The following is a 16,442-nucleotide window of genomic DNA, read 5'->3' as shown; positions in this document are numbered from 1 at the left end:
TGTAAACTTATAGCGCTGTTTAATTTCTATAACCAGGAATTCAAGCTAGTGATAGGTTAACAGTCTGGATGTGTTAATAAACTTAAGAGAGAATTTTTTACCATGAAGAAGTTGTTGTGGGTTTGCTTATTAGGCCTTGGGCTTTCCGGTTGTTTTATGGATACCTGCGATGAGTCTTGTTTTATTACTGATGATAATGGTTACGTCCATAAGACAACCCACTATTTAAATGATAAACGTGGCCGAGATTACTTTCCTTTAAAAGCACCAGCAACAGGAAAAAAACAATTTATTTTTGATCCCAAAGCTTTTGCCTGGGCAGCTTATGATCCAGAGGGTAATCGAGTGATGACTGGAGCTGCTTCAGGAGGAAAAGATTTTTGTGAAGATGTGGGGCAGCCTTGCCGTACGGTGACCGGTAGTTTCCATGTCTACAATAAACGAGGAATTGATTGCCGTTCCGGTGAGTATCCGGTAGAAACAACAGGCGGGGCAAAAATGCCTTATTGCATGTACTTCAACCGCGGTTTTACTATTCATGCTGCTTATGAGGTTCCTTATGCGAACTCAAGCCATGGTTGTATTCGCGTACTTCCCAGTGCAGCAAAATGGCTCAATGAGCAATTTGTTACTGTCGGAACACAGGTTACTGTGCTTTCGTATACCAATGAGAATGGCTCCAACCATTAGGGACTGTTACATTTCTAACTATCTTGGCGCTTATGGCTCGATAGGCTGTGCTTCGCTGCTCACATACTACTATGTATGCTCCGCTGCGATGCTCGCCCATCAAACCATAAGCACTCAAGCTAGCGAAATGTAAACAGCCCCTCTTACTATCTTGGTGCCTATGCTTGATTGTGCGCTGTGCTTCGCTGCTCACATACTACTATGTATGCTCCGCTGCGATGCTCGCCCCATCAAACCATAAGCACTCAAGCTAGCGAAATGTAAACAGCCCCTAGGCTTGCATTTTAAATCTTAAATCAATGACATCGGCATTAATGCGGATTTTTCCTGTGGTAAAGGGCAGCGATTGATTATTAATCGTTATGCGATTACCAATAGTCGTGTTGGAAAACACATGGCCGTAAAGAAGTTCCAAACTCGCTTCTTTATTAAAATGGTAATCCGTTGCTAACCCAATGAAATATTGAACATCGGAAGGAAAATTAATGGTTCGGAGAGGGTCTCGCTCCGGACCATCATCGATAAGTCCAATTAGTGTAAATCCCAAACTTTCTTTGTATTGATGGTGTATTGCTGCTGAATAAGCCCATGACTCCTTATATTTCATCGTAAATGTAAAGTCTTTATTCACTGGAGGGCGAGCAGCTGTATTGCGAATGCGAGCGTATTGATTAGCGTTCCATTCACTGCGGAAAGCTTGTAAACTGGCAAGCCAGGTTTGGCTGAAAAGATGTACGTAATTGAGTATGGTAGTTGCTGGCATACGGAAATTAAAGCTAAGCGCGTTATTAACATCGCCGTCGAATAAACTTTCCCCACGTGTTTTTTGTTTAATAGAAGAATAATAAGCGATACCAAAAAAGTTGGTTTGATTGGCCATATAATAAAGACCAGTATCATAGCCTACACCAAAACCGGAGGTACGATTGATTAAGGTTGCATAATCAGTTTGGTTGATGGGTAAGGCCCAATTTGTTTCATTATTCTTTAGAAAATTAAAATTTAAGCCACCTCCAAAATAAAGTTGCGGATAAATATTCAAAGAAAAACGTGGACTGATATCAACATCCGTCATCAGTGTTTCAGTTGCGGCATAGCGAGTAAATGCCTTTCCTCCATAGACCAGGTTGGAATGAAAAGGTTCCGTCACATCAACAGCAAGAACGATTTTCTCGTTTGCGCGAGCCGCAATGCGGCCAAAAGGAAGTAAACTTACTCGCCGCGAGTGGGCGATACCACTATCATATTGAAAAGTATTAAGATTTAATACGTTGCCTTGAAAACCAATGTCGGCATAAAAGCTAGTGCCCCCAATAATGAATTCATTTTTTTTAACTTTAAATAATTCTGCCGGATTGTGATAGCTTAACCCCGCAAAATATTGCAGCACATTTGCCGATGCGTTAACACTGGTAAAGCACAGTATAATCGCGAATTTGTAGCGCATGATTATCCTAACCAAAAAGACGTACAGGTATGAAAAATACCTGTACGGCACTCTATTCACGTTAATTAGATTTCGTCGTACTAGCTGGCGATGTTGTGGTATTTGTTGTTGGAGTGGTTTGAGCACTACCTTGACCAGAAGATTGGCGAGGTGTTGCAATCATTTGCATAATACCAAGATCACCCGAAATTTTTCGTCCGACAACTAAATTAATGGTAAGTGGTTGAGTTAATTTTTCCTTATCATTTTGATAAACCACTTGCAAAGGCAGAACCACTTTCCATTGGTTTTCTTTAAGCTCAGTAATGGTCGGTGTACCATTGACCATAGAACTGACCATGAGTTGTTGTGATTTAATAGCATTGAGATTACCTGATTTTTGTAAGGCATCATTAAATCCTTGCCATCCTTGATCGGTATAACATGATTTTAAGGTTAATAATTGTTTATCAAGTGTGCTGTAATCAAAATCAAATGATTGGGCCGCAGCTTTCTCTGCCCATTTTAATACCAGCGCTTGCTCAATGTGGGTGGTTTCTGCAGGGATACGATAGTTACAGTCAATGGGTTGGGGGGGCGTAATAGGCGTTACTTGCATGGGAGTTTTTGCTGGTGTAGTTGCAGAAGTCCCTGCGGGTATTACTGTCCCTTGCGATGCAGGTGCTGGTGTACCTTGTAGTGCAGGAGTAGGCGTACCTTGTGGCGTAGGGGCAGGCGTACCCTGTGGCGTAGGAGTAGGTGTACCCTGTGGCGTAGGAGTAGGTGTACCCTGTGGCGTAGGAGCAGGTGTACCCTGTGGCGTTTGGGTTGGTGCGGTTTGGGAAGGAGCAGGTTGCACTACTGCAGGCGATGCACTTGCTTCCAGTGCTGTAGGTGCTGGTTTTGTTTGCAAGGTGTCGCCAGGGTTACTGTTCGCGGGTTGAGCACTATTTTCAGCATAGATTGTTGTACATAAAACAGTCATCAATCCTGCGCATAGCATGGATTTTTTCATTAATAACACTCCTTTAATAATAATCCAACAACTCTGCCACTAGGCTGGCAGCCAGTCGTGTGGTTTTTTGCTCTTGATCCAGAGGGGGAGAGAGCTCAGCTACATCAAGACTTATCACTTTGCCAGTTTGTAAGATGTATTTCAACAGGGCTAATGCTTGCCATGGTGTTAAACCCAGGGCTTGTGGCGCACTGACCCCTGGTGCAAAGCATTCGGCAAATACATCCAAACAAATCGTTAAATAAATATATTCATGCCGTAAAAGAAACGTATCCAGGAAAGCGAGTTGCCAGGCAATATCCTCATTATGGATTTGTTCTGCGCTAAGATAAGATACTTTTAATTCATCGGCAGTAGCAAACAAACTAGCTGTATTCGCAATATATTGGACTCCTAAACAACAGTAGTCAAAGGATAGCCGATTTTGTTGACAATATTGGCTGATTTGGCGAAAAGGGGTTCCTGAAGTAGCATAATGCCCGTCTTTTAAAGGACGCAGATCAAAATGGGCATCAAAATTAATAATACCTATTTTGGGATAATGAGCAGCCAAACCAGAAAAATGCGGCCATGCAATTTCATGACCGCCACCGAAAGCCAAGGTTTTATAACCCTGTTGATGACAAGCCGTAATTAAGGATGCGAATTCTTGTTGAGCAGATTCCAATTGTTCTTGCTCACAGACGATATTACCTATATCGGTAAACTGCTTATCGAGATTGCAGGAAAGTTTTGCTAATTGTTCACGCAATTTGAATGGACCTAATTTAGCGCCAGTACGACCTTCGTTACGCCTGATCCCTTCGTCACTACAAAATCCCAGCATAATCAGGTTTTGCTGGTTATCATGTAGAGTTTGGGAACGCAGATCGATACAACGAACACGTTGGAAGAAACGTTCCCCAGGCAAGCTATCTTGACGCCCTTGCCAAATAGATTGCTCAGTTGGTTCGTAATTTTTTAGGTTTGCAAACATAGTCAATTTCAAAGCAGAAATTTGATATAAGGATAATATATCTTCCTGTATATGATAATGTCACTGTAATTATTTCTTTATTCTAAAATCGGTGCCAATCCTAAGCAGGTCTGTTATTATCGGGCCTTATTTTAAGAGTAGACCTCTTCAGGAGCTACAGCATTGAAGCACAGCTTCGTTGATGCGGTGCTTGGGCCTCATGTACTGATGTGTACACTCTGGCTTTGCGTGCCGTTTCTCCTCCGCATTGCTCTCACTGCAACGCGTTTGCGAAAGAAGTCTAGTGTGGTTCGGTATTCTTCTCTGAAGTTCACGAAGTGGTGATTTTAAGTTCTCATCGCTCTTCTGTATTGAGGCCTATAAAATCGATGTTTGCTGGATTAGAAGCGAATAGCCAAAGATTAAGCTAGCTGGAGAAATATCATGTTTGTGATTACTGGTGGAGGGAGTGGAATTGGACGGGCTCTGGCTCATGCTTTGGCGGTTCGACAAAAGCAGATTTTAATTGTAGGTCGACGCGAAGAGGCTTTAGTAGAAACGGCAGCCTATTCTCCCCAAATTAGTTACCTTGTTGCGGATGTTTCAACGAGTAAAGGACGCCGGGAAATTGTTGCCCATATAGAGCAAATTCAAGTTAACGCGCTTGAGGGGTTGATCCACAACGCGGGTGTTATTGAGCCGATTATGCCTGTTGCTGCTATCGATGAAGCTTCCTGGCAGCAAGTTCTTGCCACTAATCTCAATGCACCTTTATTTTTAACGCAGATGTTGCTTGCCAAATTAGAGCAAGGTCGCGTATTGCATATCGGTTCTGGTGCAGCGCATTTCCCTGTTGCAGGTTGGGCTGCTTACTGTGTGTCCAAGGCGGCTCTAGCTATGCTCACCCGTTGTTTACAGTTAGAAAATCAAAACCTGGCTTTTGCCAGTGTGATGCCTGGGATTATTGATACCGACATGCAGACCACCATTCGACACGCTTCGTTTATGGATGAGGAAAAACGTGATTTTTTCAGGGTTCTCAAGCAAGAAAAACGTCTCTTATCCACTACCACCGTAGCTGATTTTTTAATATGGTTATTAATCGATGTGGATAAAACAGACTATGTAGCCCAAGAATGGGATATCTATGACAAAAGCCACCACCAACAATGGCTCAAGGCATCACAACAAGTGCCTGACTGGGAGTAAACATGCAGGCATGTGACCGCTTATTATCAAATGCAACGACAATTGATGCACAAGGTAAGCAACTCGAAAATCAAGCGATTGCTATTAGCAAAGGAATGATAGTTTGGTGTGGTGCCATGAGTGAGTTACCTGCCTCTTACTCGCAACAGGCTACTGTTACTGAAGACTGTGGTAATTTATTAATTACGCCAGGCTTGATTGATTGTCATACTCATTTGGTTTATGCCGGTAATCGGGCTGATGAATTTAAGCAACGACTTGAAGGAAAAACTTATGCTGAAATTGCGCGCGCCGGGGGAGGCATTTTATCGACTGTCAGACAAACGCGTGCTGCCTCTGAAGAAGAGCTTTTTCAACAATCATTACCCAGAATGTTGGCTTTACGGGCAGAAGGCGTAACTACCGTTGAGATTAAATCGGGTTATGGTCTAGATTGGGATAATGAGCTTAAAATCTTGCGTGTGGCGAGGCGTTTGGGGGAAGTGGTTGGTCTGCGAGTAAGGACTACTTTTCTAGGGGCTCATGCGGTGCCGCCAGAATATAAAAATAATGCCCAGGCTTATGTCGATTTTCTTTGTCAAGATATGTTGCCTGCTATAGCTGAGATGAGATTGGCTGATGCGGTAGATGTATTTTGTGAATCCATTGGTTTTACCTTGGCTCAAACAGAACAGTTGTTTACCCAAGCAAAGGCCTTGGCTTTCCCTATTAAGTGCCACGCAGAACAATTGTCTAATCTCGGAGCGACAAAATTGGCTGCCAGCTTAGGGGCTCTGTCTTGTGATCATTTAGAGTACCTGGATCGCGAAGGAGTTGCTGCAATGGCTAATAATGGAACAGTAGCTGTCCTGTTACCGGGCGCTTACTATTTTTTACGCGAGACAGTCAAACCGCCTGTAGCGTTACTGCGTGAAATGGGGGTGGGTATAGCAATTGCCACCGATGCTAATCCAGGCTCATCACCTACGACATCATTATTGCTAATGCTCAATATGGCCTGTCAGCTTTTTGGCCTAACAGTACCAGAGGCTTTAATGGCAGTCACGTATCAGGCGGCGAGAGCACTTGCTCTGGAGCGGGAAACAGGTTCTCTTGCAGCGGGAATGACTGCGGATTTAGTCCGTTGGTCAATAAAGGATAGTGCCTCACTTTGTTATCACTTTGGTTATCCCATACAACACAGTACAATGGTAGCGGGAAATTGGTTAAGGGAATTTGAGGGAGTACAACGATGAAGAAATTTATTATAAGTCTGTTAGGGCTGAGTTATTTCTTGTTACAGAGTTTGGTTTGGGCAGCACCGCCAAAGACAATAGTCATCAAAAAAGAAACTGCTGATTTTGATCTTAGTATTAAATATCCAGAAGGATTTCCAGATGAAGAAGTGGGTGAAAGGATAAAAGCGTTTATAGCCGAAAGCCAAAAGAGTGCAGCCGCTCTTGAAGTACCTGGTGTGAAAAAGACAGGTGATACTTTGGGAAAAGGTAGTTTATATATTGATTATAAAATAGAGTTTCAAAATAAAAATGCGTTAAGTATCTTGTTCTCCGTATCGGCTTATAGTCAAGGTGCTGCACATCCCAGTAATTCTGTAAAAACGTTCAATTTTATCCAAGGCCAATCAGTGACGTTAGATCATTTGTTTGTACCAAATAGTAATTACTTAAACCAAATAGCCACTATATGCCGTAAAGCTTTAGGGAAGAAAAAAATGACTGATCGGGATTGGTTAATAAAAGGAACAACGGCGACCCAGGAGAATTATAGAAATTGGCATTTTACACAAGATGGTTTAGCTATTGTGTTTGATACTTATCAAGTCGCGCCTTATTTTTACGGTCCACAAACAGTAAAAATTTCTAAATCTGAACTCAAGAACTGGTTACGTCCTGATGTAACCAAAGCAGTATGGGGTAATGAATGAGTACATTTGTTCCGTTTATCAAAGCGGATGAAAAAATTGCTGAATTAACTATTCGTAGTATTGTCTTAGCAATTATTTTGACGATTATTTTGGCCTTATCGAATGCTTATCTGGCGTTAAAGTTGGGTATTTTAACGTCGGCTTCCATTCCTGCAGCTATTATTTCCATGGGTATTTTACGTTTGTTTAAAAACTCTACCATTCTGGAGAATAACGCAGTCCAAACAGCCGCTTCTGCGGGCGAAGCAGTTGCTGGAGGTATTGTCTATACCATTCCTGCATTGATTATTATTCAATACTGGGATGGTTTTGATTATCTCACTAATTTTTTTATTGCTGTCTGTGGTGGTATTTTGGGCGTTTTATTTTCAATTCCTCTTCGCCGGGTTTTAGTGAATGAACCGGTGTTAAGATTTCCGGAGGGGAGGGCTATTGCCGAAGTATTGAAATCATCAGCAGAAAAAGCGGGTATTCGAGATATTTTTCTCGGTGGGGCTGTAGGTGGCCTGCTGGAGCTCTTCCAAACCGGTTTTAAAATCATTGCAAACAATTGGAGTTTTTGGTTTTCGATCAAGCGTTCACTATTAGGTTTTGGTGTGGGATTTTCTGCAACGATGATAGGGGCCGGTTATTTAGTCGGACATGAAATGGCTTTGAGTATTTTCTTGGGGGCTATTATTTCCTGGCTGATAGCCATGCCGATTATTAGTCAATTTTATCCAGAGTTTCTTTCCCATTATCCTGCACAAAAAGCGGCTACTTTTCTCTGGAATAGTGAAATGCGTTATTTAGGGATTGGAGCTATGCTTTTTGCAGGTACCTGGACTTTCTTGAAATTAATAAGGCCTTTACTTAAGAGTATGCGGATTTCTTTCCGTGCTTTTGTGTCTAAAAGTCATCAAGAAACGCAATTGCCGCGCACGGATAAAGACATTCCCATGCCCTTTATTTTAATTGGCGTAACACTTATGTCTGCTATTTTATTTTTGTTTTTTCAATTTATTTTCCCTTTGGAGGAAATCGGGCTGGACGGTGATTTCGCCCCTACCTTAGTGTTTGGGGCAGTACTCTATGTTTTGATCATTGGCTTTTTATTCTCGGTTATTACAGGCTATTTTTCAGGTATGGTCGGAGTAACAGCGAGTCCTGGTAGTGCAATAGTTATTGCCGGCATGCTATTTGCAGCCTGGATATTGCTGACGATGATTAACAAGCTTTTACCGTTACCTTTTAGCGTTAACCAGATTAAGGCAGCAGAAGCAATCACAATTATTATTGGTTCGGTGGTAACAGGCATTGCTGCTATTGCCAACGATAATACGCAAGATTTGAAAGTGGGACAATTGGTTGGCGCGACTCCGTGGAAGCAGCAGGTTATGCTTTTGCTAGGGGTAATCATTTCTTCCTTGGTGATACCACCTGTCATGCAATTGATGTTTGATGTCTATGGTATTGCAGGGGTTATGCCTCATGATGGAATGGATCCTGGCCAGTCACTGCCCGCACCCACCGCTGCATTAATGGCGGCAATCACTGAAGCAGTATTTCGTAATGCCTTGCCTTGGACGATGATGTTTATCGGAGCAGCAGTAATTCTCGCGCTTATTTTTTTCATCCATGTAGTTAAATTGGATCGTTGTATTAGACTTTCTATATTAGGCGTTGCTATAGGAATGTATTTACCAATCGCTTCTTCTTTTCCTTTATTTCTTGGCGGAATGATTGCAATGGTCACGCAGTGGCGTCTCAGTAAAAAGAAGCTTCCTGATGAAGAAAGTCAGCTACGGAGACAAAGGGGGGTGTTGATTGCCTGTGGCTTGGTAGCAGGTTCAGCATTGGTTGATGTTTTATTAGCTATCCCATTCTCTATTTTCCATACTCCCAATGCATTAACCATGGTAGGAAAGAATTGGCAGAATTATGGAATCATGTTAGGTATTGTCTCGACCCTGATACTGGCGTATTGGATAGAGCGTCGTGTCTGTGGAAAAAAATAAAAGGATAGCCCCGAATTGGGGCCATCCTTTTATTAACGAGAGTAAATCTTAAGGTAGAATTAAAAGAAACCGGGTATTAAATAATAAACCATGCTAGTGATACCGAAAATAATGACAAGGGTTTTAAAAAATACAGGAAGATCCAAGGCAGGATCCGGTTTAAGATGATAACTATAGGCTCCAATTAGGCCACAAGCAGAACCAAGAAAAAAACCACCCATCACATCAGTTAGCCAATGAACTTTTAGTATTAGGCGTGCGATAGATTCCGCTAAAATCAAACAAAAAATGGTCATTGTTAACCACCGACTCGATTTAATCTTGGGACTCACAATTGCCAATATAAAAATTAAATAGGCTGAGCATAGGGCGACATGCCGACTTGGGAAGGCAAAGCTCTCTATAACACCATGCTCTTCAGGCCGGGGAATGGGGAAAAAATTCTTGAAGAGGAACGCTATGGTAGCGGCTAAAACAATGACAAGAAAAAAATGCACGGCAAGTCTTCTCTGTGCTTGAAAAAATAAAAATAGACTAGTCAATATCAGTGCTGGGACAACTATATACTTGTTTCCTAAAATAGAGAGAAAAGTAGCAGCGAGAGTAAGGTAAGATGTTTGTATCGTCTCAATGGTGCGATGCACATACGTATTAAGAAAGAGATAGGGACCGTGCCACGCGACAATTGCGGTTAAGAAAAGAAATAAAAAAAGGCATACAATAATGCCCAACAGATAATAAGACAGTCGGTTCTGAGTATTCCGTATCACAGTAATCCTTAAAAGCCAATTTACATTTCTAAATAACGTTGTATGTTAGAACAACGACAAAGATAACAGTAAAAGGTTATTATAAGCTTGTAAATCTTATTCTTTCGACTTCGAGTTGGCCTTCTTGCATAACCTGTGTATTTTTGTGTTTTCGTGCAAGGCGGAACGTTTCGGACGGAGGTTAGTACTGCGATACAGCAATAAACCAACGATGCCGATTAGTAAATGTGAGCAACATTTAAAATGCAAATTTTAGCGAAGAGCATGCAATGGATAAAAAATGAAATTAGAGGATGGTTCCTCTTGCTTGGCATGATCGTCTTAATACCCTTTGCCGTTCTTTTCCTTGTTACTGAGAATTCCTATTGGTTAGAAGTATCGGTCTTAGCGATGGCAACGTTAATCGTTGAGGAAAAATTGCAGCTTACTGTCTTGGGAGTATTACTGCATGGGTTGGCAATCATTTTCTTATTTTATTTATTATTTTTTACCCAAGAGCTGCCTATACTTTTTATTTTAAGTAGCACCTTGTCAGCCACAGCGATCATCTGGATAGCCTGCAAAGGTGATAAGTTACGGACATTGGGAAATTGGACATTTATTCCAGCTATCATTCTTTCCATAGAACTCGCTTCTGAAATGAAACCAGTCTTTTCCTTATACAGCTTCACTCGTTTAGTGCCTTATTTACTTGTGGCCTTGATTCCTACCTTAGCCATTACCTTGTTTAATCAAATAAAATTTTATAAAGACAGCAAAGGTTATCAATTTCTACAACTCTCGTATTTATCTGATTTTGGTGCGAAAAAGAATAATACCGAGAGCATGATCGCAATGGCTTTGGGTGTCGGTGTTTCCGCCTTTTTAGTCCAATATATTCCGATGCAAAATGGTCAATGGATGATTTGGGGAGTCGCAAGTGTTATTACAGGCGAAATCGAAACAACGCCAGGGAAGTTCCATCAGCGTCTTATTGGTGTTTTAATTGGTGTTCCAGTAGGTATTCTACTTGGCCAATTTGTTGTTCCTTCTACGCCTTTTGATTTAACGCTTACTACAGTTGCACTGTTTTTAACGCTGGTAGCCTTTCGGCGTTATATCATCGCTTACACGCTACGCTGTGTCTTCGTGGCAACAGTGGTGATGTTGATTACGCACTCAAGAGCAATCGCTTTTGAACGCCTTTCTCACGTGATTATTGGTGGTGGGATAGGACTGGTGTGTGCAATGCTGTGCCATTTCTTAAATAGGACTTACGCAAAACGTCGATCACTTCGTTAAAATTTGCTTTTAATTCGGTCATTTAGTGAGGCTAAACTCTCTCGTTAAAATCAAATGTTGCCTTTGCCTCGACTCAATGTTTTTCCTAAGTCTTTTTGATTAACTCGTTAATTTTAAATAGTATTATCTTGCAGAAGCATTTTAAATTTTTCTAGCTCCGTTATTACCTCATTACACTGCAAACCCTGGCAAATATAAGCACAGGTTTTTCCCTGTGGCTTTTTTGTAGAAAGGGCTTGGGGAAGATTTAGCGTTTCATTGGGTATGGCAAAGGTATAAGGGTTACGTGGCCGCGCATATTCCCACCAAGAGTTGATTTCATCTTGTTTGCCACGAATAATCACCACTTGCGGTGGGGTTAAATAATCGCTTAACCCTTGTAGTAAACTGCAGTGTTCTGCAGGAAATTGCATTAAAGCTGCCCAGGCGGTCTGCAACGTTTTTTCTGCGGCGTTTGAATAGCGTGGTTCACCTAATAAATGACCAAGAGTTAGCAAAGCTCTGACGAGGATCCCATTTCCCGCAGGTATTGCTTCATCAGACATTGGCTTGGGGCGATATAATAATTTTTCATGATTGTCAGCGGTGAAGAAGAATCCTCCGGCCACTTGATCAGAAAAATGGTTTAATACGCTATCAGCCAATTCGATAGCAAATAATAAATGTTCAGTATGCCAAGAGATGGTCAATGAAGTCAGTAGCGCATCAATTAAAAAAGCGTAATCATCCAAATAGGCTTGAAGATAAGCGTCACCATCCTTATAACTGGCTAGTAACTGCTGTTTACAATAAAGTTTTTCTTTAATGAAGCGAATTGCTCGTTCAGCGGAGTTCAGGTAGCGCTGCTCCGCCAAATAATATCCGGCAAGAAGCATACCTTTAATCATCAAGCTATTCCATGAAGTCAAAATTTTTTCATCACGAAAAGGTTTTGGTCGTTGATTACGTTTAGCGAGTAGTTTCTTTTTTGCCGAGGACAGCAGTTTTTTAGTATCTGCCATGGAGAGGGTTAGCTGTTTACTGACTTTTTCTAAAGGCTGAGCAACATAAAAATGCCAATATTGCTCAAAATTAGGTGGTTGTATTAAACCGAAATAATGGCTCAGGACAGCATATTCTATTTCAGTGAGTTCAGCCTGAATCTCTGTTTTGTCCCAACGATAAAATTTTCCTTCTTCCCCTTCAGAGTCTGCATCGAGACTGGAGTAATACCCGCCTTCGGAAGATTGCATTTCCTCAATTACCCATTCGGCGGTTTCAGCAGCAATTTCGTGGAAAAATGCCTCTGCGTGATGCTGGCCAGCAATCGAGTAGAGCGTTAATAATTGCCCATTATCGTAAAGCATTTTTTCAAAATGAGGGATGTTCCATTTTTCGTCAACCGAATAACGATAAAAGCCTCCTGCTAATTGGTCATAGATCCCACCTTTTGCAATATGCTCCAGAGTGGCTGAAGCAAGGGGTGAATGATGGTCTAGTAAATAATCAAGCTTAGGTGCTTGAGGAAATTTGGGAGCGACACCAAAGCCACCATGATTCGCATCATAACTTGCAGACAGATTATACAGAGCGAGTTCTAAGGGACGATTATTTAAAACGGAATTGGTCGGGCTATGGCGCTGTTGCTGCAAGATTTTTTTTAATTGCTTGGCTTGTTCTTGGATATCCTGTTGTTGATTGTTATAGATCGCGGTAACGAAGTGCAAAATTTTTTTAAAGGCGGGTAATTGATAATGGTCTTCGCGAGGAAAATAAGTCCCACTGAAAAAAGGGGTAAGATCCGATGCCAAAAAAATAGTCAGAGGCCAGCCACCGTGTTGTTGGCTTAAAAAATAATGGGCTGTTTGGTAAATTTTGTCCAAATCGGGTCGTTCTTCTTTATCTACTTTTATATTAATAAAGCCTTTATTCATCTCCATCGCGGTTTCTTCGTCTTCAAAGGACTCATGGGCCATGACATGACACCAATGGCAGGCAGCGTAACCAATAGAAAGCAGAATCGGCTTATTTTCTTCGCGTGCTTTATCAAGGGCTGCTTTTCCCCAAGGATACCAGTCTACAGGATTATGGGCATGTTGTTGTAGATAAGGGCTTTTTTCGTGAATCAGGTGATTTGCTTTTTGTTCCTTGACCATACTGAAATCCCGAATTAGGGTAAAGGTAAGCATGCCTGGGTAACAAGACGATGTAAAGGCAAGAATCCCTTCTTGTCATATTAGTTTTGAGCTGTTGTTTAAGAGGTGTGATGAGTGCCCATGGCTTGATATTCGCGCAGCGGAGCATACACATTAGTCTATGTGTGCAGCGAAACGCGCAATATCAAGCCATAAACCCTGTAGGTCGGCGACCTTGACTCAACATGTTTCCAAATACCCTGTTGGGCGAAGCGCCAACCTGCCTAGAGTGTTTCTACCGTTTTTTTATGGTGTAACAACTTACTCTTGGTTAGTTTTGCCTGAGCTAATTTTTCTTGTTCTTTACTAATAATTTCAGCAGGTGCTTTGTCAGTAAATTTAGGGTTACCCAGTTTACCTTCAGCAAGAGCTATATCTTTATCCAATTTAGCAATTTCTTTTTCTAGACGAGATAATTCTGCTTGTTTGTCAATGAGGCCAGCCATAGGAATAAGTAACTCGAGCTCACCAACAACAGCAGAGGCTGAAACTGATAGTGATTCATTCTTATCTATGCAACGGATGTGAGTCAGTTTATTTAACGCAATTAAAGTTCCATGATATTTCTTAATCCGCTCTTCTATTACTGGTGTTACGTTTCTGAAATGTAAGGGAATTAATTTAGCAGGGGAAATAGTCATTTCACTGCGAATGGTACGGACAGATTGAATGACTGACTTTAACCAGGCTAATTCTTCTTCCACGTCAGGATTAATGAAATCCTTGTTTACCTGCGGGTAGTGACTTAGCATAATGGTTTCACCATTTTGGCTGGTAAGTTTGCTGGTACGTTGCCATATTTCTTCAGTAATGAACGGCATAATAGGGTGCAAGAGTTTTAAGATCTGATCAAGCACATGAATCAGAGTACGCCGAGTCCCTCGCTTCATCGCTGCCAAGGCATTATTGTCATAGAGCACTGGTTTTGATAATTCAAGATACCAATCACAATACTCATGCCAGACAAACTCATACAGTGTGTTTGTCAGTAAATCAAAACGGTAGGTTTCAAAATAATGATGGCACTGAGTAATCGTATGTTGCAGACGTGAAAGTATCCATTGATCGGCAGGACTATATTGAAAAGCGCCATCACCAAAATCAATCTGCTCCTCATCGGTATTAAGTAATACATAACGTGAAGCATTCCATAGCTTATTACAAAAATTTCTATACCCTTCAACTCGCCCCATATCGAAACGTACATTACGACCGGTGGATGCTAACGAACAAAAGGTAAAACGAAGTGCATCAGTCCCAAAAGAGGCAATGCCTTCTGGAAATTCTTTGCGGGTGGCCTTTGCTATTTTATCACGTACTGAAGGCAACATCAGGTTGGAAGTTCGTTTTTCAATGAGTTTGTCGAGATCAATCCCATCAATAATATCAATAGGATCCAGGACATTCCCTTTGGATTTAGACATTTTCTGCCCTTCGCTATCGCGAATAAGCCCCGTAATGATGACCTCTTTGAAGGGGACTTTACCTGTAAATTTTAAGCCCATCATAATCATGCGGGCAACCCAAAAGAAAATAATATCAAAGCCAGTTACCAAGACTGACGTGGGGTAAAATTGTTCAAGCTCCGGCGTGCGTTCTGGCCAGCCCAAGGTGGAGAAAGGCCAAAGTGCAGAAGAAAACCAGGTATCCAGAACATCTTCATCTTGTTTTAATGAGACGGATTCATCCAGGGAATATTTAAAGCGAACATCGTTTTCACTATAGCCAACATAAACATGGCCATGGCTGTCATACCAGGCTGGAATACGATGTCCCCACCATAATTGTCTACTAATACACCAATCTTCAATGTTTTCCATCCATTGAAAATACGTTTTAGACCAATTCTCAGGAATAAAGCGGATTTCTCCCTTTTCAACGGCTTCGATAGCTGGTTCAGCCAACGGTTTAATTTTTACATACCATTGATCAGTTAAAAGTGGCTCGATGATAACATTCGATTTTTCGCCGCGAGGTACTTTTAATTTGTGTGGTTCAATTTTAACTAAGAGCTCTGCTTTACCCAGGTCTTGAATAATGAGTTCACGAGCTACAAAGCGATCCATCCCCTGGTAAGGTAAGGGGGCGTTCTTATTGATGGTTGCTTTCTTTGTCAGGATGTTAATGGACGGCAAATTGTGGCGTTTACCAATTTCGTGATCATTAAAATCATGAGCTGGCGTAATTTTGACACAACCACTACCAAATTCCATATCGACATAGTCATCTGCAATAACAGGAATCGTTCTGTCACATAAAGGAAGTTGTAGCTGTTTACCGATCAAATGTTGATAGCGGGGATCATCTGGATGAACGGCAACCGCCGTATCACCAAGCAAAGTTTCTGGTCTTGTTGTGGCGATAATAATTGATTCGCTTGAATCAACGACAGGGTAGCGTATATGCCATAAACACCCATCTTCCTCTTCAGAAATAACTTCCAGATCTGAAACAGCTGTACCTAATTTTGGATCCCAGTTTACCAGACGGGTACCGCGATAGATAAGCCCTTCATCGTACAATTGAACAAATACTTTTTGTACAGCAGCTGACAAGCCTTCATCCATGGTAAATCGTTCGCGCGACCAATCGACCGAAGAACCGATGCGACGCATCTGGCTAGTAATCTGATTTCCTGATTCTTCCTTCCAACGCCATACATGCTCTAGAAATTCCTCACGACTCATGTCTTTGCGGGATAATCCCTTGCTATCCAATTGGCGTTCCACAACGAGTTGCGTTGAGATTCCCGCATGATCAGTACCAGGTTGCCAAAGGGTTTTTGCGCCTTGCATACGTTTATACCGAATCAGGGCATCCATTAAAGTATGTTGAAAACCATGTCCCATATGTAAGCTACCGGTTACATTAGGAGGAGGTAACATAATGCAATAAGCCTTTCCTTCGCCGCGCGGCTGAAAATAATGGTGGCTTTCCCATTTTTCATAGCATGCACGTTCTATCGCTTGGGGGGAATAAGTCTTATCCATGATTTAACCTG

At 41.7% G+C, this 16,442-nt stretch carries 12 protein-coding genes; 6 read left to right on the top strand and 6 right to left on the bottom strand.

The window, feature by feature from the left end:
• The first annotated feature begins 102 nt into the window (after positions 1-102).
• Positions 103-690, top strand: coding sequence for a L,D-transpeptidase (locus tag ACN4Z1_RS08415; protein ID WP_115221789.1), 588 nt, complete (start codon positions 103-105; stop codon positions 688-690).
• A 271-nt stretch (positions 691-961) separates the two neighbouring features.
• On the opposite strand, the gene ACN4Z1_RS08410 is transcribed toward ACN4Z1_RS08415, so the two are convergent.
• The 3 genes from ACN4Z1_RS08410 to hutG form a co-directional block, all read right to left on the bottom strand.
• Positions 962-2,137 (bottom strand): OmpP1/FadL family transporter, encoded by a 1,176-nt coding sequence (locus ACN4Z1_RS08410; protein ID WP_181879381.1) that lies wholly within the window; start codon positions 2,135-2,137, stop codon positions 962-964.
• A 61-nt stretch (positions 2,138-2,198) separates the two neighbouring features.
• A complete protein-coding gene (locus ACN4Z1_RS08405) occupies positions 2,199-3,131 on the bottom strand; it encodes a DotI/IcmL family type IV secretion protein (protein WP_228363271.1) in 933 nt (310 codons plus the stop codon).
• 13 nt (positions 3,132-3,144) lie between these two features.
• Complete coding sequence (gene hutG / locus ACN4Z1_RS08400; protein ID WP_115221788.1) at positions 3,145-4,107, bottom strand: formimidoylglutamase; 963 nt, start codon at positions 4,105-4,107, stop codon at positions 3,145-3,147.
• A gap of 423 nt (positions 4,108-4,530) precedes the next feature.
• On the opposite strand from hutG, the gene ACN4Z1_RS08395 reads away from it, so the two are divergent.
• Genes ACN4Z1_RS08395 through ACN4Z1_RS08380 form a run of 4 tightly spaced genes read left to right on the top strand, consistent with a single transcriptional unit; the run spans position 4,531 to position 9,216 of the window.
• The gene (locus ACN4Z1_RS08395; RefSeq protein WP_228363270.1) at positions 4,531-5,295 is read left to right on the top strand and encodes an SDR family NAD(P)-dependent oxidoreductase; all 765 of its coding nucleotides are present in this window, start codon (positions 4,531-4,533) and stop codon (positions 5,293-5,295) included.
• A 2-nt stretch (positions 5,296-5,297) separates the two neighbouring features.
• Positions 5,298-6,530 carry an imidazolonepropionase gene (hutI, locus tag ACN4Z1_RS08390; RefSeq protein ID WP_228363269.1) on the top strand — a complete coding sequence of 411 codons (1,233 nt, stop codon included), beginning with the start codon at positions 5,298-5,300 and terminating at the stop codon, positions 6,528-6,530.
• Positions 6,527-7,219, top strand: a complete 693-nt coding sequence (locus tag ACN4Z1_RS08385; RefSeq protein ID WP_115221785.1) for a DUF3298 and DUF4163 domain-containing protein — start codon at positions 6,527-6,529, stop codon at positions 7,217-7,219. The genes hutI and ACN4Z1_RS08385 overlap by 4 nt, the downstream gene beginning before the upstream one ends.
• A complete protein-coding gene (locus ACN4Z1_RS08380; RefSeq protein ID WP_228363267.1) occupies positions 7,216-9,216 on the top strand; it encodes an OPT family oligopeptide transporter in 2,001 nt (666 codons plus the stop codon). The genes ACN4Z1_RS08385 and ACN4Z1_RS08380 overlap by 4 nt, the downstream gene beginning before the upstream one ends.
• A 59-nt stretch (positions 9,217-9,275) precedes the next feature.
• Here the strand turns inward: ACN4Z1_RS08380 and ACN4Z1_RS08375 are convergent, their stop codons facing one another.
• Positions 9,276-9,986 carry a phosphatase PAP2 family protein gene (locus tag ACN4Z1_RS08375; protein WP_228363266.1) on the bottom strand — a complete coding sequence of 237 codons (711 nt, stop codon included), beginning with the start codon at positions 9,984-9,986 and terminating at the stop codon, positions 9,276-9,278.
• 264 nt (positions 9,987-10,250) lie between these two features.
• Here ACN4Z1_RS08375 and ACN4Z1_RS08370 point away from each other — a divergent pair, with 264 nt between their 5' ends.
• Positions 10,251-11,267, top strand: a complete 1,017-nt coding sequence (locus ACN4Z1_RS08370) for an FUSC family protein (RefSeq protein ID WP_228363265.1) — start codon at positions 10,251-10,253, stop codon at positions 11,265-11,267.
• A 113-nt stretch (positions 11,268-11,380) separates the two neighbouring features.
• Here the strand turns inward: ACN4Z1_RS08370 and ACN4Z1_RS08365 are convergent, their stop codons facing one another.
• Complete coding sequence (locus ACN4Z1_RS08365) at positions 11,381-13,402, bottom strand: thioredoxin domain-containing protein (RefSeq protein WP_228363264.1); 2,022 nt, start codon at positions 13,400-13,402, stop codon at positions 11,381-11,383.
• 263 nt (positions 13,403-13,665) lie between these two features.
• Positions 13,666-16,431 carry a valine--tRNA ligase gene (locus ACN4Z1_RS08360; RefSeq protein WP_228363263.1) on the bottom strand — a complete coding sequence of 922 codons (2,766 nt, stop codon included), beginning with the start codon at positions 16,429-16,431 and terminating at the stop codon, positions 13,666-13,668.
• Positions 16,432-16,442: the final 11 nt, after the last annotated feature.

The organism is Legionella sp. ST3F1, from assembly GCF_048553315.1.
Lineage (GTDB): Bacteria > Pseudomonadota > Gammaproteobacteria > Legionellales > Legionellaceae > Tatlockia > Tatlockia donaldsonii.
The sequence above is the reverse complement of the archived record's forward strand: the minus strand, read 5'-3'. Positions and strand labels throughout refer to the sequence as shown.

Bases quoted from the DNA above. Each gene is read 5' to 3' on its own strand.
- ACN4Z1_RS08415 (WP_115221789.1), top strand. From the start codon at position 103: ATGAAGAAGTTGTTGTGGGTTTGCTTATTAGGCCTTGGGCTTTCCGGT.
- ACN4Z1_RS08410 (WP_181879381.1), bottom strand. From the start codon at position 2,137: ATGCGCTACAAATTCGCGATTATACTGTGCTTTACCAGTGTTAACGCA.
- ACN4Z1_RS08405 (WP_228363271.1), bottom strand. From the start codon at position 3,131: ATGAAAAAATCCATGCTATGCGCAGGATTGATGACTGTTTTATGTACA.
- hutG (WP_115221788.1), bottom strand. From the start codon at position 4,107: ATGTTTGCAAACCTAAAAAATTACGAACCAACTGAGCAATCTATTTGG.
- ACN4Z1_RS08395 (WP_228363270.1), top strand. From the start codon at position 4,531: ATGTTTGTGATTACTGGTGGAGGGAGTGGAATTGGACGGGCTCTGGCT.
- hutI (WP_228363269.1), top strand. From the start codon at position 5,298: ATGCAGGCATGTGACCGCTTATTATCAAATGCAACGACAATTGATGCA.
- ACN4Z1_RS08385 (WP_115221785.1), top strand. From the start codon at position 6,527: ATGAAGAAATTTATTATAAGTCTGTTAGGGCTGAGTTATTTCTTGTTA.
- ACN4Z1_RS08380 (WP_228363267.1), top strand. From the start codon at position 7,216: ATGAGTACATTTGTTCCGTTTATCAAAGCGGATGAAAAAATTGCTGAA.
- ACN4Z1_RS08370 (WP_228363265.1), top strand. From the start codon at position 10,251: ATGCAATGGATAAAAAATGAAATTAGAGGATGGTTCCTCTTGCTTGGC.
- ACN4Z1_RS08365 (WP_228363264.1), bottom strand. From the start codon at position 13,402: ATGGTCAAGGAACAAAAAGCAAATCACCTGATTCACGAAAAAAGCCCT.
- ACN4Z1_RS08360 (WP_228363263.1), bottom strand. From the start codon at position 16,431: ATGGATAAGACTTATTCCCCCCAAGCGATAGAACGTGCATGCTATGAA.